The following is a 22,330-nucleotide window of genomic DNA, read 5'->3' on the forward strand; positions in this document are numbered from 1 at the left end:
CTCCCTCGCGAGGAGCGCGCGGCGTAGCGTCGAGCCATGACCACTGAACTGACCCTCAACAACGGCGTCACCCTTCCCTCCCTGGGCCTCGGCGTCTTCCAGAGCTCGCCCGAAGACACGGCGAACGCCGTCGAGACCGCCCTGAACGTCGGCTACCGGCACATCGACACCGCTGCGGCCTACGGCAACGAACGCCAGGTCGGCGAGGGCCTGCGCCGCTCGGGAGTCGATCGCTCACACGTGTTCATCGAGACCAAGGTCTGGGTCACCGACTACGGCTACGACGAGACCCTGCACGCCTTCGAGAAGGCGACCCGCAAGCTCGGCGTCGACCAGCTCGACCTGCTGATCCTCCACCAGCCGATCCCCTCACGCTTCGACGCCACGATCGCCGCCTACAAGGCCCTCGAGACGCTGTATGCCGACGGGCGCGTGCGGGCGATCGGGGTCAGCAACTTCACGCCGGCGCACCTCGACCGGCTGTTCGAGGCCACGACTGTCGTTCCGGCCGTGAACCAGGTCGAGCTGCACCCCTACTTCGCCCAGCCCGACGTGCAGCGCGCCGACGCCGAACACGGCATCCTCACGCAGGCGTGGTCTCCGATCGGGGGAATCACGTTCTACCCGGGCTGGGGCGACGAGCGCCGCAGCGTGATGGACGACCAGACCATCGCATCCATCGCCGAAGGCCACGGCAAGAGCCCGGCCCAGGTCATGCTGCGCTGGCACATCCAGGAGGGCCGCTCGGCGATCCCGAAGTCGACGAACCCCGTTCGCATCGCCGAGAACTTCGAGGTCTTCGACTTCGAGCTCAGCGACGACGAGATCGCCCGGATCGACGCCCTCGACACGGGCGTGCGCAGCGGGCCCGATCCGGATGTCTTCCGCCCGGCCCTCTTCGACAGGTCCATTTCCGAAGACTGAGGCTCGGGGCGGGGAGGGACCCGTTTGACTGTGGGGGTTCTCCGAGGTGCGATCCCTATGCTCGTGGGCATGACATCGTCTGCGAGTAAATCCGACCATCACCGATCCGGCGCCCGGGTGACCCCGGGCGTGCACCCTGATCAGGCGGCGGAGGTCCGTCGATGAACGGCGAACTCGTCGTCAGCATCGTTCTCGTCATCGTCTTCGTTCTCGTGGGCGGCGTCTTCGCCGCCACCGAGATGGCGCTGGTGACCCTGCGCGAGAGTCAGATCAACGCGATAGCCCAGCGAGGCAGGCGTGGAAAAACCGTTGCAGGGCTGGCCCGCAATCCGAACACCTTCCTCTCGGCCGTGCAGATCGGCGTGACCGTCGCCGGCTTCGCGTCGGCGGCCTACGGGGCGTCGTCGATCGCTCCGTCGGTCACGCCGCTGCTCGAGAACCTCGGCCTCTCGGCCGCGGCCGCCTCGACCACCGCCACGATCATCCTGACCCTGCTCATCGCGTACCTGTCGCTGGTGCTCGGGGAGCTCGTGCCCAAGCGGCTCGCCATCCAGCACAACGCCCGGTTCTCGTACGCCGTCGCGCCCGTGCTCGGCGGTTTCGCCACCCTGATGCGGCCGGTGATCTGGCTGCTGTCGGTGTCGACGAACGCTGTCGTGCGGCTGCTCGGCGGCGACCCCAACAAGACGGGCGACAAGCTCTCCGACGAGGAGCTGCGCGAGATCGTGACCAGCCACGAGGGCCTGCCCGACGACGAGCGGCGCATGCTCGACGACGTGCTCTCGCTGCGCGACCGGCAGGTGAGTGAGATCATGCGGCCCCGCCCCGAGGTCGTGGCGCTGACCGTCGACGATTCGATCGCCGACGCGCTCGAGTCGGTGCGCGCGCTGCCGTACTCGCGGTTTCCGGTCGTCGACGCATCGATCGACGACATCGTCGGCTTCGTGCACGTGCGCGACCTGTACGAGGCGTCGAGTTCGTCGACCGGGCTGCGCGAGCTGATGCGACCGATTCCCTACATTCCGTCGACCGCCGGCGTGCTGCCGACCCTCACGGGCCTGCGCGCATCCGGCGACCAGATCGCGGTCGTCTTCGACGAGTACGGCGGAACAGACGGCATCGTCACCCTCGAAGACCTCGTCGAGGAGATCGTGGGCGAGATCTTCGACGAGTACGACACCGAGACCGCGGCCGCGGCCATGATGGAGCAGGGCGGCTCGGTCGACGGGCGCCTGAACTTCCAGGACTTCGAGGAGGCGACGGGCGTGACCCTGCCGCCCGCGGCATCCGACACCGTGGCGGGCTTCGTCGTCGAGAGGCTCGGCCGTCTCGCGGTGGTGGGAGACAGCGTGGAGGTCGACGGCGGCACGCTGCAGGTGGCGGCGATGGACCGCCGCCGCATCTCCGAACTGCTCTACACCCCGACCCTGACGACGCCCACACGGGCGGCGGAGGCGGAGTAGCGGCGGCGAGCCGAGGCTACGGGCGCAGCAGCACCTTGCCGGCGCGGCCCGCGACGAAGTTCGCGGCAGCCGCCTCGCGGGCCTCGTCGAAGGAGTAGATCTTCTCGACGGGAAGCGTCAGCGAGCCGTCTCCGATGCGCGTGACGAGTTCGCCGAGCAGGGCGGCGCGCTTCGCGCCGTCCATGCCGCCCATGACCTTCGAGCCCCAGAATCCCGAGACCGAGATGCTCTTGAAGATGACGGGGCCGGAGGGGATCTCCATGACGGGGGAGTTCATCGCCCCGAAGACCACGAGTCGGCCGTTCTCGGCGAGCAGCGACACGATGTCGCCGGCGGCCGATCCTCCGACCGAGTCGACGCCGACCGTGATCGCGGCACCCGAGGTGATCTCGGCGACCGTGTCGCGCCATCCCTCGGTGTCGGTGGCGACGACGTTGCCGATGCCCTGGGCCTTCAGCTCGTCGACTCCGGCCGCGCGGCGCACGAGGCCGAGCACGTTGATGCCCCGGGCCGCGGCGAGCTGGGCGACGAGTCGACCGACCGCACCGTTGGCGGCGTTCTGAACGAGCCAGTCGCCCTCGGCCAGGTCGAGAGTGTCGAGCAGGCTGATGGCGCTGAACGGCATCGACACGAGCTGCGCGGCGACCTCGTCGGAGATCGCGTCGCCGACGGGGATGAGCCCGGCGGCCTTGGCGACGAAGTACTCGGCCCACACGCCGAAGGTGCCGCCGGTGGCCACGCGCTGGCCGATCTCGAGGCCGGTCACGCCCTCGCCCAGAGCGTCGATGACGCCCACGGCCTCTGTTCCGGCCCGGGCAGGCAGCTCGGGCTTGAACCCGTAGGTGCCGCGGATCGTCCACAGGTCGTGGTTGTGGATGGGGCTCAGAAGGGTGCGCACGCGCACCTCGCCGGCACCGGGCTCCGGGGTGGCGACGGTCTCGACGGTGAGGACCTCTGCGGGGTCTCCGAATTCGTTGTGGATGAGGGCGCGCATGATGATCTCGACTTTCTGTGGTTCTGGCGCTGGCGATGCAGGGCCGGTGTTGATGGAGTGCGGGTGGTGATGGATGCCGTCAGACGGCGAGCGCGATGATCGTTGCGATCACCGCGAGAAGGGGGATTCCGCCCTGCCGGATCGCGGCGGACCGCTTCGACGGCGTAGAGAGGAACAGCACGGCCGCCGCCGCGAGCATCGAGCCGGTGCCGACCAGCATGAGCGCGGGGCCGACCGGCGAGGTGCTCACGAGAACGAACACGATGCCGATGACCGTGACGATCGCGAGGAAGAGGTTGTAGAAGCCCTGGTTGTAGGCGAGCGAGCGGGTCGCCTCGACCTCTGCGGTGGATGCCGGTCCGAACGTCTTGCGGGCGGCCGGGCCATCCCACGCCAGAGACTCCATGAAGAAGATGTAGACGTGCAGGGCGGCGGCGAGTGCGGCGAGCACGACGGCGGCGATGATCATGATTAAGGTCCTTTTTTTGAACTGACCGTTTCACTATAGACTCAATCGACCGCGATTGTCAGGTCGTAGCCATCGTCAGGTCGGAAGGAGCCGGGTCATGGGAAGAACGCGTTCGTTCGCAGAGGTCGATGTGGCGCGCGCCGCGCGCGGTGTCTTCTGGAGCCGCGGCTACGAGGACACCTCCCTGCCCGACCTCGAGGAGGCGACCGGCCTCAACAGGTCGAGCATCTATCACTCGTTCACCAGCAAGCGGGGTCTCTTCGACGCCGCCGTGGAGTCGTATCTCGACGACGTGGTGCGCCCCCGCCTGGCGCCGCTGCGTGCGCCCGATGTCGCGCCCGACGCGCTCGAGACCTACCTGCGGGGTCTTCGGCAGGCGATGGTCGACCACGAGACGGCCCTGGCGAGGAACGGATGCCTGCTGCTCAACGCCACGGGCTCGTCGCTGGGGCACGAGGCCGCGCTGCTGACGGTCGTCACGCGTTACTGCGACGACCTTCGCACGGCCGTCGCATCCGGTGTCGCGGCCCGCCGGCCCGAGCTCGCACGTGGGGCCGCCGACATGCTGACGACGACCGTGACGGGGCTGGTCTTCGCGTCGATGGCCATCGTGCGGGTCGACTCCTCGAGTGCCGCAGCGATGCTCGACGCGGCGCTCGCCGCGGTCGTCGCGGGATCGAGCTGACGCCGCCTACTACTAGTCACAACGCCGCTTCAAGCCCCGATCACCACCGCTCCGAGAGTGATAGACATGGGCAAATCGGTTCGACGGCTCTGATCCACACCCGGATCGAGCGCTGTGCCGTGCGCTGATGCGGACACCTCGCGCCAGCGCAGATCGAAAGGAATACCCATGGGTATCGGAAGCGGAATCGCACTGGTCGTCATCGGAGCCGTGCTGGCGTTCGCGGTGAACATCGACCTCGGTGGCGTCGTCAACCTCAGCCTGATCGGGTACATCCTGATGGGCGCCGGCGTCGTCGTGTTCCTGATCAGCCTCATCTTCATGCTGCGCCGCCGCCAGACGACGTCGACGACCCGCTCGGCCGTCGATCCTGCAAGCGGCGAACAGGTCACCCGCAGCACGCGCGACAGCGACCCGCTGGTCTGAGCGCACCCGATATGGCAGACGGTTCGAGCGACGGCCGGCTTCCGTCGAATCCTCTGCTCGGCGGCCGCTACCGCCTCGAGTCGCGCGTGGGGTCCGGCGGCATGGGCGTCGTCTACCGGGCGACCGACGAGACCCTGGGGCGCACGGTCGCGGTCAAGCTCTTCCGCGACTCCGAAGCTGCCGATCTCGGCCGCAAGACGTCGGAGACCCGCCTCCTCGCCGCGCTGAACCACCCCTCGCTCGTCACGCTGTACGACGCGCGCATCGACGGCGACGGAGACGCGTACCTCGTGATGGAGTACGTCGACGGCCCGACGCTGCGAACGCGCATCGCGGATGGCCCCGTCTCAGCGGTGGATGCGGCACGAATGGCCCGCGACCTGGGCGAGGCCCTGCACGTGGTGCACAGCGCGGGCGTCGTGCACCGCGACATCAAGCCGGCGAACGTGCTGCTGCGGCGGTCGCTGACGCCGGGAGAAGAGTTCACGGCCACTCTGGCCGACTTCGGCATCGCTCATCTGGTCGGGTCGTCGCGCCTGACCACTCCGGGAACCCTGCTCGGCACGGCTGCCTACCTCAGCCCGGAACAGGTGAGGGGCTCCGAACCCGCGCCGCCGTCCGACATCTACTCGCTCGGCCTGGTGCTGCTGGAGGCTCTCACGGGCGAGCGCGTCTTCGGTCAGCCGGTCGTGCACGAAGCCGCGCTCGCCAGGCTGACGCAGGACCCCGACATTCCCGGTTCGCTCGGGTACGGGTGGAAGTCGCTCCTGACGGCGATGACCGCGCGCGACCCGCAGGAGCGCCCGACCGCGCTCGAGGTGGTGGCCGCCTCGCATGACCTTCGGTCCGAAGGGGCGGCCGCCGTCGAGTCGACGGCGTCGACCCATGCGATGACGATGTCGGACGTGCCTGCCGTCGAAGCCACGCCGACCAGGGTGATGACGGCGTCTGGCCTGCCCATGGCGTCCGACCTGCCCACGGTCGCTTTCCCCACGGCGTCCGACCTGCCCACGGTCGCTTTCGGAGCGACGGCGTCGTCGGGTCCGCCACCCCGTTCTCCCCGTCCACCCCGATCGCGCCGATGGGGACTGCTTCTGGCCGGCCTCGGTGCTGCGGCGATCGTCGGGGCCGTTCTGGTCCTGACGTCGCTCATGGGTGCCGACTCGTCGCCGATTCCGGCGACGACCCCATCCACCTCCGAGGCGCCCGCCGCGCCCGAAGAGGATTCGACCACGGGCGACGACCCCTCCAGCGAGGAGCCGGTGAGCGTCACGGATCCGGCCGAGCAGGAGCCGGTCGAAACGACCCCCGTGCAGCCCGAGCCATCGGCGCCCGAGCCCGGCGTCACATCCGAGCCCGGCGTCACATCCGAACCCGTCACCCCGCCGGGACCCGGCGACAACGGCACGGGCAACGGCACTGGCAACAACGGCAATGGCAACGAGAACCCGGGCAAGGGTGGCAACGGCAAGGACAAGGCCAAGTAGCCGATCCTGACAGATCGCAGAGCGCGAGCCGAGCCTTCGCTTCGGGTTTCTCATGCATTGCGCCAGAGAGGGTTTTTCCTCACTTCGCCTCGATACTCTTCAGCGGCGCTGTCGATGCGCGTGCCCGTGATCTGAGGTAGTCGTGCTTGTTGTTCGTTGGATGCTCCGTCGGCCCGTGACGGTGCTGTGCTGCATCGCCGTGATCGTGCTGAGCATCGTCGGATTCGCCTCCAGCACCTACGACTGGGGCTGGCAGCTGCTGGCCACCGGCCAGGACGACGTCTTCCGGCACCACCGCTGGTGGGGCCTGATCACCGCCTTCCTCGCCGTCGATGGCGGCGGCGCGCTGATCTTCGTCGTTCCGTTCATCGTGGCGGTCGTGGGCGCCGCCGAGCGCCTCATGGGCAGCTGGCGCACGGTCGTCGCCTACGTCGCGGGCAGCGCCGCATCCGGTCTCATCGGCTTCGCCCTCAGCTGGGTCGAGAGCACCTACCTGGGGTTCCTGCCGCTCAACGCCCCCTCCATCGACGCGCTGTCTCCCGCGACGGGCGTCATCTGCACGGCCATGGCCGCCAGCTCGTTCGCCTCGGCCCTCTGGCGTCGCCGGATGCGGCTGGGCGCGTCGTTCTTCGCCGTCACGTTCTTCCTGTACTCCGGCGGGGCGGGAGACTTCTACTCGCTCGTCGCCGTGCCCGTCGGGCTCGTGCTCGGCTTCATGCTCGGCGGTTCGCGCTCGAGGTTCCGGCTGGTGCGCAGCTCGCACCATGAGATCCGCACCCTGCTGGCGACGGTGGTCGCCGTCGGCGCGATCGGCCCGGTCGTGGCGGCACTGATCGGCTCGGGCAGCGGGCTGCTGTCGATCTACGGGCTCCTCGCGATCGACGAGCACCACCCCCGCGGCGCCCTCATCGCCCTTCTCCCCGTCGCGGTGGGGGTCATCGCCGCGTGGGGAATTCTGCGGGGCCGGCGGGCAGCCCTGTGGCTGGCGGTGGGCATCCACCTCATGATGTCTGCGGTGATGGTGGCGGTCTTCGTGGTGATCCAGCCCGAGACGATGACGATGATCGCCGAGGAGTCGAACCAGGAGGTCGACCCCTACATCTGGCAGACCCTCACGGGGAGCGCGCTCTGCGCGATCCTGCCGCTTGCGAGCGCCCTGCTGCTGATTCTGCTGCGCAGGCATGTCGACGTGCGAACCTCCCCCTCGAGCGTCAGGCGGTTCTTCGTGATCACGGGGAGCGCGCTCGTCGGCGCCGCCCTGCTGTCCGTCCTCGGATCGCTGGCCATCAGGGACCAGTTCACGCCGACGGTGGATGTGCTCGACCTTCTCCGCGCGCTCCCGCTGCGCCTCGTGCCTCCGACCTTCGTGGCCTCCGACGGACTCGCTTTCGTTCCGTCGACGCGCGGGGCGATCGCGCTGTGGCACCTGCCGTCGACTCTGTTCTGGGCGGCGGTCGTCGTCGCATCCTGTCTGCTCGTCTTCAGCAGCACCTCCGTGGCCGGCGATGACGACCGAGTGCGCGCCCGAGCGATTCTGACCAGGGGCGGCGGGCACACCATGTCGTTCATGTCGACCTGGTCGGGCAATTCCTACTGGTTCGATCCCGAGGTCGATGCCGCCGTGGCCTACAGGGTGCAGGGCTTCGTCGCGGTGGCGGTCGGCGGTCCGTTCGGCCCCGCCTTCGCCGACCCGCGCGTCGTCGAGAGGTTCGTGCGCTTCTGCGGGGACCACGGCTGGACCGCGACGTTCTACGGGGTCGACGACGACGCACTCGACACCTTCGCGGCCCTGCGCTGGCAGCGACTGAAGGTGGCGGAGGAGGCCGTGCTGCGCCCCCGCGACTGGAACCCGACCGGCAAGAAATGGCAGGACATCCGCACGGCCGTGAACAAGGCGGCGCGCGCCGGCGTGCAAGCACAGTGGACGTCGTGGAAGGACCTGTCGCTGCTGCAGAGGTCTCAGCTGCAGGCCATCTCCGAGGCCTGGGTCGCCGAGAAGAACCTGCCCGAGATGGGCTTCACGCTCGGCGGCATCGATGAACTCGCCGATCCGGCCGTGCGCCTGATGCTCGCGGTCGACGCAGACGGCACGATCGTCGCCGTCACGAGCTGGCTGCCGCTGTACGCCACCCAGGACGGGGCGCAGGGGCCGCGGGTCTGCGGTTACACCCTCGACTTCATGCGGCGCCGCCCTGATGCGGCCAACGGAACGATGGAGTTCGTGATCGCCGCGGCCGTCGAGCAGGCGAAGAGCGACGGGATGGACCTGCTGAGCCTGTCGGGTGCACCGCTCGCGAACGCCGCCCCGGAGTCGTCGCAGCTCGAGGTGCGTGCGAGCGTCGTGGCCCAGCTGCTCGACTACGTCGGCCGGTCGCTCGAACCCGCCTACGGGTTCCGCTCGCTGCTGAACTTCAAGAAGAAGTTCCAGCCGCAGTTCGTTCCCCTCTGGCTGATCTACCCCGACACCACCGACCTCCCGGCGGTAGGAGCGGCCATCGGCCGGTGCTACCTTCCGCAGCTGTCGGTGTTGCAGGTGAGCAGGCTGTTGAGGGATCTGAGACCGAAGGCGACACAGGAGGTGCATCGTGAACCGGCTTCTTGATCTGGGCATCACTCAGGGTCCGGTGCTCGTCGCCGTCTACGCGCTCGCGCTCGCGGCGGTCGTGCTGCTCGTGGCCCGTCGGCCCGGCCGCCGGTGGACGCGGCGTCGCTGGCTCACGGCGGTCGGGGTCTCCGCAGCGGCGGGCGCGCTCCTCGGACTCGGGCTGACCTGGCTCCTCTCCGACCGTCTCGATCTCTTCGGGGCCGACCTGACCCCCGTCGTGCGTGTCTGGATCGCCGCGGGGTTCGCCGCCTTCGGTGTGGCGATCGTCTCGATGCGACGCGCATCCTGGATGCGCGTGGTCGCGTCGGCGCTCGCGCTCGTTCTGTTCGTGCTCACCACGGCGATGGCCGTGAACGTCGACTTCGGCCAGTACCCCACGGTGCGCAGCGCGCTCGGCATCAGTGCGATCGAGGACGAGTCCGCGCAGCCCCTGCCCGCGACCACGCCCTCGGCGTCGTCATCGTCGCTCGACGCGTGGGTGGCGCCGGCGACCATGCCGAAGACCGGAACCCTGACGACCGTGACGATCCCGGCATCCGAATCGGGCTTTCCGGCACGGCCGGCCATCGTCTATCTTCCCCCCGCGGCACTCACCACCGATCCGCCGAAGCTGCCGGTGCTCATCATGATGTCGGGCCAGCCGGGCAGCCCCCAGGATCCGCTCATCACCGACAAGCTGGAGGCGAGTCTCGACGCCTACGCGGCGGCTCACAACGGCCTCGCACCGATCGTGGTCTCGCCCGATCAGCTCGGCGACCCCACGGAGAACCCGATGTGCGTCGACTCGCCGCTCGGCAACTCGCAGAGCTACCTCACGGTCGACGTGCCCACCTGGATCAAGACGAACCTCAACGTCATCGACGATCCCCACTATTGGGGAGTGGGCGGGCTCTCGCAGGGAGGAACGTGCTCCATCCAGCTCGGAGCCGCCTTCCCGAATCTCTTCGGCGTGATCCTCGACGCGTCGGGAGAGGAGTATCCGCGCATCGGCGACCCGCAGAAGACGGCCGACGCCGCGTTCGGAGGCAGCCTCGCCCGCTACCAGGCCGCCTATCCCGCGGCGATCATGCAGAAGCACGGACCCTACGACGACACGTTCGCGGTCTTCGGCGTGGGCTCGAACGACGAGGCGTTCCTGCCGCAGGTGAAGGCGATCTATGCCGATGCGCAGGCCGCCGGCATGACCTCGACCTACATCGAGGCGCAGGGCAGCGCGCACGACGCCACGACGTGGGCGTACGTCTTCGAGCAGGGGCTGCAGCTCATCGCCGACCATTGGGGACTGGGCGGCGCCTCGACGGCAAGCGCGACGGGCTAGCGGGCCGGCTCAGTACCGGATGGCGTCGATCACCTTCACCCGCACGGCCACCAGGGCGGGCAGCAGGCCGGCGAGGGCGCCCACCACGGTGGCCGCCAGGAGGCCGAGCAGCGCGGCCTCGGCAGGGAACGGAGGGAAGTCGCTGACGAGTCCCTGGCCCACGAGGTCCATGGTGAACGGGTTCTGCACGATCAGGATGGCCGCGATCACGCCGACGGCTCCGGCGGCGATGGTCGCCACCACGCTCTCCATCATCACGGCGAAGAACACGCGCCCGGCCGTCGCGCCGAAACTGCGCCGGATGCCGATCTCCCGCACGCGCTGCTTGACCGTGACGAGCGCGATGTTCACGAGTCCGAGCGCGCCGAGCAGCAGCACGAGCACGGCGATTCCGCCCACGACCAGTTTGGTCACGAGAAAGGGGTCGTCGCCGTACTGGGCATAGTCCTGGCGGTAGACGTCGACCTGGATGCCGCCGGTTCCGCCACCGGGGGTCGCGAGCGCAGACGAGAAGTCACGTTTCACGATCTCCATGAGCTGATCGGAGATCGCCGGGGGAACCCACATCTCGTACTGGGTCGAGCCGGCATACGGATCCTCGACAGTCACCGTGGAGCTGGCGGCCTCCATCGCAGCGAGGTGGTCGACCAGCATGAACATCGCCGGTTCGGTCTCGTAACTGGCCACCGGGTAGACGCCCACGATCACGGCCGTGGTGCCCGGACTGCCGCCCTGGGCGCCGAGCTCGACGGTCGGGTGGGTGAGCAGGTCGGGACTGCCGAGCCGCTCCCAGAAGATCTGGTTCACCACGAGGGTCGGGGCGAGCAGGGCGTCGTCGTCGGGACCGAACCAGGCGCCCTCGGTGAGGCGCACCCGATGCATCTCACCGTAGGGCTGGTCGACGGCCTGCGTCTGCACCTGCACGACGCCGGTGGTGAAGGGGACCGCCTGGGTGGTCTGCAGCACCCGGCTGCCGTAGTCGATGTCGTACCGGGCCAGCGTCTCGGTCCACGTCGCATCCATCGTGCTCGAATCGACCGGGGCCCCGTCGTTGCTGTAGGCCGAGACGTAGAGGGAGGCGGGCCGCCCGCTCTGCCTCTCGCTGAGCTCCTCGCTCGCCTGTTGCACGATGTCGCCGAGCGCGACGACGGTGGTCAGCGAGCACACGGCGACGGCGACTCCGATGAGCGACAGCAGCACACGGGTGCGGTGCACGCGCAGCTCCTGCCACGCCTCGATGACCGCCCCGACCAGGCTGGTGAACGCGCGCCTCACGAGAGGGCCTCGGATGCCGTGGCGAGCTCGACCTCGTCGACGCGCGTGAGCACACCCCGGTCGAGTCGGAAGTGGTCGCGGGCCCGGCTCGCGATGGCCGGGTCGTGGGTGATCGTGACGAGGGCGGCGCCCGTTCGGGTGGCGACGTCGTCGATGAGCTGCATCACCGAGCTGCCGGTGTCGAGGTCGAGCGCGCCCGTGGGCTCGTCTGCCAGGATCAGGCGCGGTCCGCGCACGAGGGAGCGGGCGATGGCGACGCGCTGCTGCTCGCCGCCGGAGAGCCGGTCGGGCATGCTGTCCATGCGGTTTCCGAGGCCGACCTCCTCGAGCATGTCGGCCGCGAGCTTCTTTCGGCGCCAGAACGCCTTGCCCTCGGCATAGAGCAGGGGCATGGCCACGTTCTCGAGTGCGGTTCTGCCCGGGAGCAGGTTGAACTGCTGGAACACGAAGCCGATCTGCGCTCCCCGCACCCGGTCGCGGGCCGCTCCCGAGTAGGACTTGACCGGCTTCTCGTCGAAGGTGAGGAGGCCGCTCGTCGGCATGTCGAGCAGACCGAGAAGGTTGAGGAGCGTGGACTTGCCCGAGCCCGAACGGCCCACGATCGAGATGCGGTCGCCCGGCTCGACCGTGAGGTCGACGCCGTTCAGGATCGTCAGGGCCGGCTGGTCGGGTGGGATCACCGTGCGCGTGACGTCGCGCAGTTCGAGCAGGCTCATCTCACCGAGACCGCGCCGCAGTCGACCGCTCCCGGCGGGCAGTTTGCGGGGTCGGCCAACGCGCCGGGCGCGAACTGCAGAATCTGGTCCCCCTCCACCAGTCCGCCGGTGATCTCGACCTGGCTCCCGTCGTTGAGGCCGAGGCCGACGGCGCGCTCCTCGGTGCTGCCGTCGGCCAGCGAGAGCCAGACGGTTCCGCTCTGCGCGGCACCGCGCACCGCAGTGGTCGGCACGACGAGAACGTTGTCGGCCTTGCCCCCCGCAATGGTCATCTGGGCTGCGAGCCCGGAGAAGACGGTGACGTCGCCGGGGATGGGGCAGCTCACCGTGGTGGTCGAGCCGCCGCCTCCGCCGCCGGTTCCGGATGCTCCGGCTGTGCCGGTCGTGTCGCCGCCGGTCGATCCGTCGCCCTCGCTGCCGGCGAGGGGAGTGGTGATGCGCAGGCCCGTGCAGGTGAAAGCCGCGGGTCCGCCGGTGATGGCGATCGACGCATCCGTCGGCTGATCGACAAGCCGGTAACGCTGCTCGGGCTGCAGCGAACCCGAGACCGAGAACGTGGGCGGGGCGATCTGCCCGGCCGTCATGCCGATCGTCACGTCTTGTTTGGAGATGACGCTCAGCGAGCTGAGCACGCCCGCCGCCGGCGCGACGACCTGCTCGTAGCGGTAGATCGGGGGCTTGGTCTTGCCTTCCTCGTCGATCGTGTCTTCGGGCGCGCGCACGATCTCGACCTTGACGTCGAAGACGACGTCGCCCGCGGCGACCGTCGAGCCCTGGGCGAAGAAGATCTCGTCTACGGTGCCGGCGGCGGTCGACTTGAGGGGCGTTGCGGGGTCTGCCGAGACGGTCGCCTGAACGACGACATCGTTCACGATGGTGCCCAGAGCGACGGGAATGACCGGTTCGACGATCTCCCCTGTGGGAACGGCCGACACGTCTTCTGTCTTGTCGGGGAAGAAGGCGAGCTTGCCCAGAGCCACGGCGATCGCTGCGATCAGCAGGATGCGCACTACGGGGAAGACCCATTTTCGAACCAAGCCCACGCCTTCTCCTTCACTCGCGTATCCCCGCATCAAGGTACCACCCTGACTATTGCAGGTCTGATCGATCATCATGGAACTCGAGGTTCCAACGCATGCAGCATCGCGCGGGCACCGCATGCGAGATTAGAGTCGGTAGGGAAGGGGCGGGATCAGTGGAACCGGTGAACGATGCTTTGCGCTCCGTCGAAGCGTGGCTGTCGCGTCGCTCGACCGAACTCGGCTGGCGCCCGCTCTTCGGCGACGACATCGGAGAATTCGATCTGGGCACCGGCTCACCGCACTCCGCTGTTCTGCAGGTCGTCGACGATGAGTGGCAGCTTCGGCTTCATACGGCGAAGGGACCCAGCCTTCCGGTTCTCGGGCCGGTCGACTCGTCGCTCGATGTGATCCTCGACGCACTGATGTTCGCCCTGTACATGCGGGCCACGGCAGAACTCGACCGGCCGGATCGCAGCGCGAGCGCGCAGCTCGCCCTCGTGCTCCACCGCCTGGCCGAGGCCACGGACGATGCGCGCTACGCGGGACGGGCCGCTCTGCTGCTCGCCGGCCACGCCGTCAAAGACGGTCGAGACACGGAGGCACGCGCCCGCGCAGAGGACGCCGTGCGGCTCTTCGCAGACGCCAGGGACCTGACGGCGGAGGACAATGCCCGCGCCGTGCTCGAGAGCCTTGCGCCGTCGATGAATCGACCGGGTGCCTGAGGAACCCGAGGAATCGGCTGCCTAGAGCCGTGCCACGAGGGTGCGCGCCGCCTCGATGGTGAGACGACGGTCGTGGGTGAGGATGAACTCGAAATCGTCGTTCGATGCGGACGGCTCGCCCACCTGGCGTGCGGTCAGGGTGGCGGCGAAGTTCGGCGAGATCACCACCACGTTCCACTCCGCCACGAGGGGATCCTCCTTGTCGAGCTCGACCGCGTACACCGCGTCGCTGAGCGTCAATTCGTCGAAGCCGTGGCCGAACACTCCGACGAAGGCGGCTGTGTCGGCCAGCGGGTAGTACCGTTCCACGGCCCGCTCGTCGAAGTTCACGCGGTGCTGGAACGTTCCGAGGATGACGGCCGACCCGTCCTCCTGCGCGGCTCGCGCCTCGAGGAAGAGGCTGATCTCGAGAAGCAGGTCGCGGTGAGACGGTCGCGTCTCGCGACGCTCCGCCGCCACGGAGAAGGGAGTGTCCTGTCGAAGCCCTGCGAGGCGACCCGTCGGCGCCGGACGCACTCCCGAGAGCCAGGGCAGAGTATTCGGCAGCCTGCCCGGGTTTCCGAAGAACGATCCTCGGCCGAGCGTCGCGCCGAGGGCCCGAGCCGTGGTGAGATGACCTTCGTTCTCGACGCCCGTCGCGAGCACGAGGCATCCGGTCGCCTCGGCGTACGCAGAGATGGCGCTGACGATGGATGCGACGTGCTGGTCGGGCAGGCCGCCGATGAGTCGCAGATCGACGTCGATGACGTCGGGCGCGATGATGGGAAGCAGGGCGAGGGCATGGTCATCGACGCAGACCTCGGTGAGAGCGATGGCCCAGCCCTGGTCGCGGATGTCGACAATGGACTTCAGGAGGGCGACCAGATCCGCTGCGGCGAGGTTGTGCCCGCGGATCTCGAGGACCATCGGTCGCGCCCGGGCCGTGTCGTCGAGGGACAGCGCGTGAATCGTCTCCGGTTCGGCGTGGAAGAACAGGCTCCGGGGCAACGACAGGCCGGCCCGCTCCGCGGTCTTCATCGCGGCGATCCGTCCGGCATTGTCGACCTCGACCAGCCGGTCGCTGTCGGCCGCCGCCGCCCGCAGCGCAGTGGGTGAGTCGAGCGGAGAGCCGGGAGGGCCCTGGGCCGCAGTTCCGTAGGCGATGACCGACATGGAGTCGAGATCGAAGATCGGCTCGAAGCTCGTGCGGAGGAGTCCGGTAGCGAGGAGGCGGTCGAGTTCCACGCTCGCCGCCGAGGGCGTTTCGGTGCCTGATCGTTTGGACGAATTCACGGGTCTCAAGCATTGCACCGTTCACCCGGCGATGCACACTCGGCGACATCCCCTGTTCGGGGCACAGACTCGGATGATCCCGCCCAGCAGAACGATCGGCGCTGTGGCATCGTTGCCCTGTGACCACGACACCCCCGGCGGGAGCCTCGGCAGGCGGCTCGGCAGACGTCTCCGCAGGCGGCTCCGCAGAAAAGAAGCAGGACAGCACCCTCACCGTGCTGATCGCATTCGGCGCCAACGCGCTGGTGGCCGTGGCCAAGACGATCGCGGCGGTGCTCACGGGCTCCGCGTCGATGGTCGCCGAATCGGCGCACTCCTGGGCCGACACGGGCAACGAGGTGTTCCTCTTCATCGCCGAGCGACGCTCCGACCGCGCGCGCGACGAGGACCATCCGCGCGGCTACGGCAAGGAGGCGTACGTCTGGTCGCTCTTCGCGGCATTCGGGCTCTTCACCGTCGGCGCCGTCGTCTCGGTGATGCACGGCGTGCAGCAGCTCTTCGAGCCCGAACGCGACGCCGACTACACCATCAACTACATCGTTCTGGGTGTCGCCCTGGTTCTCGAGGGGATCTCGTTCCTCCAGGCGCTGCGGCAGGCGCGCTCCGCCGCGCTGCGACGGAGGGTCGGAACGCTGCACCATGTGCTCGACACGTCGAACACCACCCTCCGCGCCGTGTTCTTCGAAGACGCGGCGGCGCTCGCCGGCCTCGTCATCGCCTTCCTCGGCATTCTTCTGCACCAGCTCACCGGCAATGCGGTGTACGACGCGGTCGGGTCGATCCTGGTCGGGCTGTTGCTCGGTGTGGTCGCGTTGGTTCTGATCGACCGCAACCGCCGTTTTCTCGTGGGCCAGGTCGCCGACGACGAGATCGAGAAGATCGTTCTCACGGCGCTGCTCGCGGCCCCCGAGGTGGAGCGGGTCACCTACCTGCACCTCGAGTTCGTCGGCCCCGAGGAGTTCTACCTCGTGGCCGCCGTCGACCTCGTGGGCAACGACCGGGAGGGGGATGTGGCAGAGGACCTGCGGCTGGCGGCGCTCGAGATCGAGAAGAGTCCGTACATCACCGAGGCGGTGCTGACCTTGTCGCTGGCGGGCGAGGCGTCATTGCCGGCGCCCGAGCAGGCCTAGCCCAGGCATCCTGGCCCGTCTGTGAGACCGGACCGTGGGCATCCTGCTCGCTCGCCGTCTTGCCCGGCCGTGGGCATCCGGATTGCCCGGCCGTGGGCATTCGGCTTTCCCGGCCGTGGGCATCCGGCTTACTGGCCGAGCGACTGCTGGCGGAGCCAGACGAGGATCTCGGTGGCGAGCTGGTTCCAGCCGTGGTCGATCGTGAGGGAGTGGCCTCGGTCGGAGAAGGTGATGAGCTCGGTCACCGCGTTCGAGTTGCGGTACTGCGCGAGGGTCGCGTCGACGAGGGTCTCGGGCACGGTGTGGTCCTTGCCGCCGGCGATGAGAAGCAGGGGTGCGCGGTCGTCGTTGTCGGTGGCGACCTTCGCCTCGGAGTGCAGCGTGAAGTTGGCGACGGCGGCCTGGAAGAGGGGTCTTGCGGGCGAGGGGATGTTCCAGGCGTTCCAGAGCGCAGACGACTCCTCCTCGGTGAGGGCGTTGCCGAAGCCGAAGCGCCACTGCTCCTCGGTGAGCGACACGGCCTTGTGCAGGTTGCCCGGATTGCCGAGGACGGGGAACGACGACCGCAGCTGATTGAGGGGAAGGGGGAGCACTCCCTTGATCTGCGCCGGGTCGATGGCCACGCCCGCGGCGCCGTAGCCCTGGCCCAGCAGTTTCTCGACGATGAGCCCGCCGAACGAGTGCCCGATGAGAATGGGCTGCACGTCGAACGAATCGACGATGCTCTGAAAGTGCTCGACGACATCGTCGATGCCCTTGTCGGCGGCGTCGTCGGGATGCGCGCGCGAACTCTCGACGGTGTCGTGTTCGCCGGGCCAGAGGGGGGCCACGGCCGTGTAGCCCTCGTTCTCGAACAGCTCGATCCAGGGCTGCCAACTGGATGCGTGCACCCACAGGCCATGGATGAAGACGACGGGCTGGGGTGACGACATGAGAGATTTCCTTTCGATGGATCGGAAAAACACTGTGTGCACCACCATAGAACCGCACCCGTGGCCGTGTCGCGCTTTCGGGCGCGATGGGTGACGAAGGGGCCGTGCCCTGAGCCTGTCGAAGGGGCCGCTCCCTGATCCCGCCGAAGGGGCCGCCGTTCCCTGAGCCTGTCGAAGGGGCCGCCGTTCCCTGAGCCTGTCGAAGGGCCGCCCGAGCTCGCCGCGCTCCTCTCCTCCACAGCCCCCGTTCCGGCCAAGTTATCCACACCCATATCCCCTGATCAAGCATCGAATGCCACCGTCGACCCAATGTCGGTGGCTACTGTTTGACTTCTCGTATGGACCTCCTCGACGCATCCCTCGGCGATATCGCCGAGCGCCTTCGTGAGCTCCTCGACGAGAACCGCGCAGCCGTGAACACCGGTGCCGGGTCGGGTGCCGATTCCGGTGACGCGCTGCTCGAGGCAGCCCACGCCTGGGAGGCGATCGGTCGTGCCGGCGATGCAGCCCGAACCTGGGTCGCTGCCGAAGTCGCGCACGACTCCCGCCGCGAACTCGACACCGCCGGTCTCGCCTACCGTCACGGGTTCGCGTCAGCGAAGAAGCTCCTTGCCGCGACCACGAACATCTCGGAGCGCACCGCGGCGACCCGCATCAGTCTTGGCCAGCGGCTGCGGTCATCGATCTCGATCTCGGGAACCCCGAATCCGAGTTTCTTCCCGGTCGTGGAGGCGGCGTTCTTCGCAGGTCAGGTCGGTGTGGATACGGCGGCGGTGATCTGCCGCACCCTGTCCGAGGTGGTGAACCGTACCGGCTGGTCGGATGCCACCGACCGGGCCGAACGACACCTGGTCGCCGCCGCGATCGCCACCGTCGCAGATGCCGCCATCGATGCCGACGCCGATTCCGACGCGGATACGGGCGTCGAAGAGAGCGACGGCACAGACGGCGCGGACGCGTTCTGGAGGGTACCGAGGCGGTACACGGTCGAGGAGATCGGCCGGCTCGCGATCCGGATCCGGGAACACCTCGACCCCGACGGAGCCGAACCCCGCGACGCCGCAAAACAGTCGCTTCGTGGGTTCAGCTACCCGAAAGTCGGCGCAGACGGTATGGCCCGAGGCAGATACGCACTCCCACCGCTGCAACTGGGCGTGTTCCTGGCCGCGGTCGACTCCGTCCTCAGCCCGCGCACGCCCGACACATCGAATCCTTCACCTCACACGGCAAGCCAGGACGCGACCGATCTCGGTCACACAGGTGCAGGCATCACCGAAAATCAGGGCATCGCCGGAGGCGAGGAAAACGGCCCGCTGACGAACGACCCGTCGCAACAGACGTCAGGAGCGAAGAGCGGCACCCCAGACGACCACACCATTGTCGACTCGCGCACGGCGGAGCAGAAGCTTCTCGACGCGGTCATGACCCTCCTCGAGCTGGCCGCTACCTCACCGTCCGTGTCGCTGCTGAACGGTGCGGCACCGACCGTGAACGTGCACGTCACCCTCGACGACCTCGAATCCGGGCGCGGTGCCGCGTGGATCGACGGCAGCACCGAACCGATCCCCATCAGCACCATCGACCAGCTTCGCTGCCATGGCGACACCATCACCACCCTCTTCGGCCAGCACGGCGAGATCCTGCATCACGGCAAGACGAAACGTCTGGCCACCCGAAGGCAACGCAGAGCACTCGCCGCCCGCGACGGAGGATGCGTCATCCCCGGCTGCACCGCGCCACCGTCACGGTGTCAGGCGCACCACGTGACCCCGTGGGTGAGCGAGGACTATCCGCCCGGACGGACAGACATCGACAACCTCGCGTTGTTGTGTCCGTTCCACCACTCCACCATCCACACCTCGGCATGGCAACTCGTCATGATCCACGGCAAGCCGCATGTCAGACCACCGAGCTGGCAAGATCCGAATCGAACACCCCGGCCCGCCGCGCACCAACGAACAGGCAGGCCATGGTGACCCCGGTAACCCTGTTCGGCGAGCTTGTCGAGACTCTATGCCCTTCGATACCCCGTTCGTCGAGCCCGTCGAGAAGGGAGTCAGTTCGACACCTCGTGCGTCGGGCTTGTCGAGACGCGAGTCAGTCCGACACACAGTTCGTCGAGCCTGTCGAGACGCTGTTCGACAGGCTCAGGAAACGAGCTGCTACTGAGCCTCGAAGTAGAACTTCGTTCCGTCGAGGCTCGATACGACCCACAGGCCCTGCTCGACCCCGGTGGTCGGGATCGCGACCGCGATGTTGCCCGATGCGGATGCGCCGGGAGCGAGCTCCGTGACCGCATCGATGCCGCCGGGTGCGATGGCAATGGCGTCGTACTGGTTGTACATGGTGCCATCGGCCGCCTCGAAGCCCACCTGCACGTAGGCGGGGTAGCCGGTCTCCGATCCGACGTACGTCGTGGTGATGGGCAGCAGTGCGAAAGACGTTCCTGCAGGAGCCGTGTCGCTGAAGGAGTTCTCGGCGGCGACTGCGGCATCGGCGTTCAGAGTGGGGGCATTGACCGTGACCTGCCAGGTCGGCTCGCCCAACTGCGAGAGCTCGACGCTCGAACCGAGAGGAGCCGGGTTCTCGCGCGATCCGACGTCGCCCGCCACGGGGGCGCCCTGCTCGCCGGTGGACGTGTCGTCGCCTGGTTCGACGGGCTCCGAGGTGACGGAAGGGGAGTTGCTCTGGATGGCCTCATCGACGCTGTCGAAGAAGAGGCCGGTGTAGGCGATCGACAGAACAATCGAGAGGATCAGCGCGAGCAACGACACGGCGCTTCCCACGATGGCGAGCGTCTTCTTGCGTCCCTTGAGGAAGATCGCAATCACTCCGAGAACAAGGCCGACGAACGCGAAGAACCCGGTGATGTAGTTGATGAACGGAATGAACGACCCGAGGAGCGCGACACTGCCGATGATCACCGCCGTGAGAGCGAGGCCGCCCGGACCCTTCTTCGGGCTGATCGTTCCCGGAGCATACGGCGCGGCCGGGTACTGGGCCGACGCATTTTGTCCGGACGGGTACTGCCCGGACGAGTACTGGCTCGTCGGGGGATAGCTCTGCGGCTCAGGGGGCGGCGTTCCATAGTCGCTGACCGGAGGAGTGCTGCCGTATGAGAAAGGGTTTGACTGAGTGCTGCCGTAGGACGGCGGTGCGGGTGGAGCGCTCGGGGCACTGCTGTAGGAGGGCGGTGCAGGCGGCGAGGGCGATGCAGACGGCGAGGGCGGTGCAGGTGGTGCGGGCGGTGCAGGAGGCGTCGGCGCACTCGGCGGAACGGGAGGTGACGGCGGTGGAGGAGTAGACGAGAACTGCGGTTCAGACGCACCTGCCGGTGCCGACGGCGGGATCGGGGCGGACGGCTCGGGCGAGTGTGGAGGGGCAGAGGAGAACTGCGGGGTCGTCGGAACGGGCGGCGTGCTCGAAGCCTCTGTCGAGGCAACAGCCTCTGTTGGTGCAACAGCCTCTGTTGGTGCAACAAGCTCTGTTGACGTAACAGCCTCGGGCGACGCGGGAGTCTTCGGATCGTCAGGTACACCGGGGAACGCAGGAGGCTGTGAGTCTGGCATGTTCCGAGTGTGGCAGACGGCCTTCTCAGGCAACACCCTCTCCGAAGGGCACGAGTTCCTCGAGAGGGCACGACATCGCGCGAGATGCTCGCGATCGACGAGTCAGCGCGGCAGCTCTCCCGATACGACCTCGCCCTTCGAGACCACGGCCACGATGTTCGCGGTGTCGAGATCCGACAGGTTCTGCCAGGGCCGACCGCGCATCACGACGAAGTCGGCGAGCTGGCCGGCAGCGATCCGTCCGAGCTTCTGCTCGAGCCCCAACGCGCGACTCGCCCGCGACGTGGCCGCCTGCAGGGCCCGCTCCGGAGTCCAGCCGAAGACGCGCGCCATCAACCGCACCTCCGCCATCTGATCGCCGAACTTCACGTGGTGCCCATTGGCATCCGTGCCCAGCACGAAGTCGACCCCGAGATCGGCGGCCGCCCGCATGCCGGCATCCCGCTTCTCGACCAGCTGCGCCGCTTTGTCGGCCTGCTCGGATGACACGCCGTTCTCGCCGGCGGCGATGCGGTCGTTGATGAGCAGGGTGGGCGCCACGGTGATGCCGGCGGCGGCGATCCGGGACGCCTGCGCCTCGGTCAGCAGAGTGCCGTGCTCGATCGAGTCGACGCCCTCGTCGATGGCGACCTCGATGCCGTCAGCGGTATGTGCATGGGCCGCGACGCGCATTCCGAGCGCGTGGGCCTCGTCGACGATCACGGCGATCTCCGCCCGCGTGTAGTTGCGCCACGAACTCTTGTCGCCCACCGAGAGAACCCCGCCGCTCGTCGCGATCTTCACCCCGTCGGCACCGGCCCTGGCGAAGTGCCGCACAAGCTGGCGGCACTGATCGGGGCCGTCGGCCAGGGGCTTGCGCTGCGTGAAGGCGGGCGGAATGAACAGGTCGCCGTGGCCGGCGGTCATGCTCACCATGCCGTGGGCCTGCATGCGGGGCCCGGTCACGACGCCCGCGTCGATCGCGCGACGCATCGAGAACTGGATGTCGTCGGCCGACAGATCGCGGATCGTCGTGACGCCGCCGCGCATCGCCGTGAGGGCGTTCGACAGGCCGTGCAGCGTCTGTTCCTCGACCCGCGTCATCAGTGGCCAGGTGAGGAAGTCGGCGGTGCCCGGCCCGGCATAGCCGACGATGTGCACATGAGTGTCGATGAGCCCGGGGATCACGCTGAACTCGGGGGTCTCCTCACCGGCGGCGGCCGGGCGCGAGGGTTCTTCGAAGACGGCGTCGGCGCCCGATCGGGACCAGCTCAGAGAGCGGATGCCCGCATCGGTGGTGCCGTCCCAGAGGGCCACGGCGGGAAGGTGCTGGTTCATGGTG

The 22,330-nt window shown here is 68.3% G+C and carries 19 protein-coding genes; 10 read left to right on the top strand and 9 right to left on the bottom strand.

The window, feature by feature from the left end; all coding sequences use genetic code 11:
- Nucleotides 1–36 precede the first annotated feature (36 nt).
- Nucleotides 37–924: an aldo/keto reductase gene (locus tag ASF51_RS05635; RefSeq protein WP_055926326.1), complete on the top strand. Its 888-nt coding sequence runs from the start codon at nucleotides 37–39 to the stop codon at nucleotides 922–924.
- Nucleotides 925–1,085: 161 nt separating this feature from the next.
- Complete coding sequence (locus ASF51_RS05640; protein ID WP_055926329.1) at nucleotides 1,086–2,387, top strand: hemolysin family protein; 1,302 nt, start codon at nucleotides 1,086–1,088, stop codon at nucleotides 2,385–2,387.
- A 16-nt stretch (nucleotides 2,388–2,403) separates the two neighbouring features.
- On the opposite strand, the gene ASF51_RS05645 is transcribed toward ASF51_RS05640, so the two are convergent.
- Together ASF51_RS05645 and ASF51_RS05650 are read right to left on the bottom strand one after the other, a co-directional pair.
- Nucleotides 2,404–3,381 (bottom strand): zinc-binding dehydrogenase, encoded by a 978-nt coding sequence (locus tag ASF51_RS05645; RefSeq protein ID WP_055926332.1) that lies wholly within the window; start codon nucleotides 3,379–3,381, stop codon nucleotides 2,404–2,406.
- A gap of 79 nt (nucleotides 3,382–3,460) precedes the next feature.
- Nucleotides 3,461–3,850: a DUF1304 domain-containing protein gene (locus tag ASF51_RS05650; RefSeq protein ID WP_055926335.1), complete on the bottom strand. Its 390-nt coding sequence runs from the start codon at nucleotides 3,848–3,850 to the stop codon at nucleotides 3,461–3,463.
- Between the two features lie 97 nt (nucleotides 3,851–3,947).
- Here ASF51_RS05650 and ASF51_RS05655 point away from each other — a divergent pair, with 97 nt between their 5' ends.
- From ASF51_RS05655 to ASF51_RS05675, 5 genes are all read left to right on the top strand, one after another.
- Nucleotides 3,948–4,535, top strand: coding sequence for a TetR/AcrR family transcriptional regulator (locus ASF51_RS05655; protein ID WP_055926338.1), 588 nt, complete (start codon nucleotides 3,948–3,950; stop codon nucleotides 4,533–4,535).
- Between the two features lie 168 nt (nucleotides 4,536–4,703).
- The gene (locus ASF51_RS05660) at nucleotides 4,704–4,961 is read left to right on the top strand and encodes a DUF6458 family protein (protein WP_055926343.1); all 258 of its coding nucleotides are present in this window, start codon (nucleotides 4,704–4,706) and stop codon (nucleotides 4,959–4,961) included.
- Nucleotides 4,962–4,972: 11 nt separating this feature from the next.
- Complete coding sequence (locus ASF51_RS05665; protein WP_055926345.1) at nucleotides 4,973–6,448, top strand: serine/threonine-protein kinase; 1,476 nt, start codon at nucleotides 4,973–4,975, stop codon at nucleotides 6,446–6,448.
- Between the two features lie 142 nt (nucleotides 6,449–6,590).
- A complete protein-coding gene (locus ASF51_RS05670) occupies nucleotides 6,591–9,050 on the top strand; it encodes a DUF2156 domain-containing protein (protein WP_157412020.1) in 2,460 nt (819 codons plus the stop codon).
- Complete coding sequence (locus tag ASF51_RS05675) at nucleotides 9,034–10,371, top strand: esterase family protein (RefSeq protein ID WP_055926352.1); 1,338 nt, start codon at nucleotides 9,034–9,036, stop codon at nucleotides 10,369–10,371. The genes ASF51_RS05670 and ASF51_RS05675 overlap by 17 nt, the downstream gene beginning before the upstream one ends.
- A gap of 9 nt (nucleotides 10,372–10,380) precedes the next feature.
- Here the strand turns inward: ASF51_RS05675 and ASF51_RS05680 are convergent, their stop codons facing one another.
- Genes ASF51_RS05680 through ASF51_RS05690 form a run of 3 tightly spaced genes read right to left on the bottom strand, consistent with a single transcriptional unit; the run spans nucleotide 10,381 to nucleotide 13,405 of the window.
- Nucleotides 10,381–11,646: an ABC transporter permease gene (locus ASF51_RS05680; RefSeq protein ID WP_235497148.1), complete on the bottom strand. Its 1,266-nt coding sequence runs from the start codon at nucleotides 11,644–11,646 to the stop codon at nucleotides 10,381–10,383.
- Nucleotides 11,643–12,362, bottom strand: a complete 720-nt coding sequence (locus ASF51_RS05685; protein WP_055926359.1) for an ABC transporter ATP-binding protein — start codon at nucleotides 12,360–12,362, stop codon at nucleotides 11,643–11,645. The genes ASF51_RS05680 and ASF51_RS05685 overlap by 4 nt, the downstream gene beginning before the upstream one ends.
- Nucleotides 12,359–13,405 carry an efflux RND transporter periplasmic adaptor subunit gene (locus ASF51_RS05690; protein ID WP_162236924.1) on the bottom strand — a complete coding sequence of 349 codons (1,047 nt, stop codon included), beginning with the start codon at nucleotides 13,403–13,405 and terminating at the stop codon, nucleotides 12,359–12,361. The genes ASF51_RS05685 and ASF51_RS05690 overlap by 4 nt, the downstream gene beginning before the upstream one ends.
- 161 nt (nucleotides 13,406–13,566) lie before the next feature.
- Here ASF51_RS05690 and ASF51_RS05695 point away from each other — a divergent pair, with 161 nt between their 5' ends.
- Nucleotides 13,567–14,106: a hypothetical protein gene (locus tag ASF51_RS05695; RefSeq protein ID WP_055926364.1), complete on the top strand. Its 540-nt coding sequence runs from the start codon at nucleotides 13,567–13,569 to the stop codon at nucleotides 14,104–14,106.
- 21 nt (nucleotides 14,107–14,127) lie between these two features.
- On the opposite strand, the gene ASF51_RS05700 is transcribed toward ASF51_RS05695, so the two are convergent.
- On the bottom strand, nucleotides 14,128–15,330 hold the full coding sequence (locus ASF51_RS05700; RefSeq protein ID WP_055926367.1) for an EAL domain-containing protein: 1,203 nt from the start codon (nucleotides 15,328–15,330) through the stop codon (nucleotides 14,128–14,130).
- 167 nt (nucleotides 15,331–15,497) lie between these two features.
- Here ASF51_RS05700 and ASF51_RS05705 point away from each other — a divergent pair, with 167 nt between their 5' ends.
- A complete protein-coding gene (locus ASF51_RS05705; protein WP_082479572.1) occupies nucleotides 15,498–16,508 on the top strand; it encodes a cation transporter in 1,011 nt (336 codons plus the stop codon).
- Between the two features lie 128 nt (nucleotides 16,509–16,636).
- Here ASF51_RS05705 and ASF51_RS05710 read toward each other — a convergent pair whose 3' ends face one another.
- Nucleotides 16,637–17,440: an alpha/beta hydrolase gene (locus ASF51_RS05710; RefSeq protein WP_055926370.1), complete on the bottom strand. Its 804-nt coding sequence runs from the start codon at nucleotides 17,438–17,440 to the stop codon at nucleotides 16,637–16,639.
- A 338-nt stretch (nucleotides 17,441–17,778) separates the two neighbouring features.
- Here ASF51_RS05710 and ASF51_RS05715 point away from each other — a divergent pair, with 338 nt between their 5' ends.
- The gene (locus ASF51_RS05715; RefSeq protein WP_055926372.1) at nucleotides 17,779–19,416 is read left to right on the top strand and encodes an HNH endonuclease signature motif containing protein; all 1,638 of its coding nucleotides are present in this window, start codon (nucleotides 17,779–17,781) and stop codon (nucleotides 19,414–19,416) included.
- Between the two features lie 186 nt (nucleotides 19,417–19,602).
- On the opposite strand, the gene ASF51_RS05720 is transcribed toward ASF51_RS05715, so the two are convergent.
- Nucleotides 19,603–20,364 (bottom strand): hypothetical protein, encoded by a 762-nt coding sequence (locus ASF51_RS05720; RefSeq protein ID WP_055926375.1) that lies wholly within the window; start codon nucleotides 20,362–20,364, stop codon nucleotides 19,603–19,605.
- A 747-nt stretch (nucleotides 20,365–21,111) separates the two neighbouring features.
- Nucleotides 21,112–22,326, bottom strand: coding sequence for an amidohydrolase family protein (locus tag ASF51_RS05730; protein ID WP_055926381.1), 1,215 nt, complete (start codon nucleotides 22,324–22,326; stop codon nucleotides 21,112–21,114).
- Nucleotides 22,327–22,330 lie beyond the last annotated feature (4 nt).

It is taken from the genome of Agreia sp. Leaf283 (assembly GCF_001422485.1).
Classification (GTDB): domain Bacteria; phylum Actinomycetota; class Actinomycetes; order Actinomycetales; family Microbacteriaceae; genus Agreia.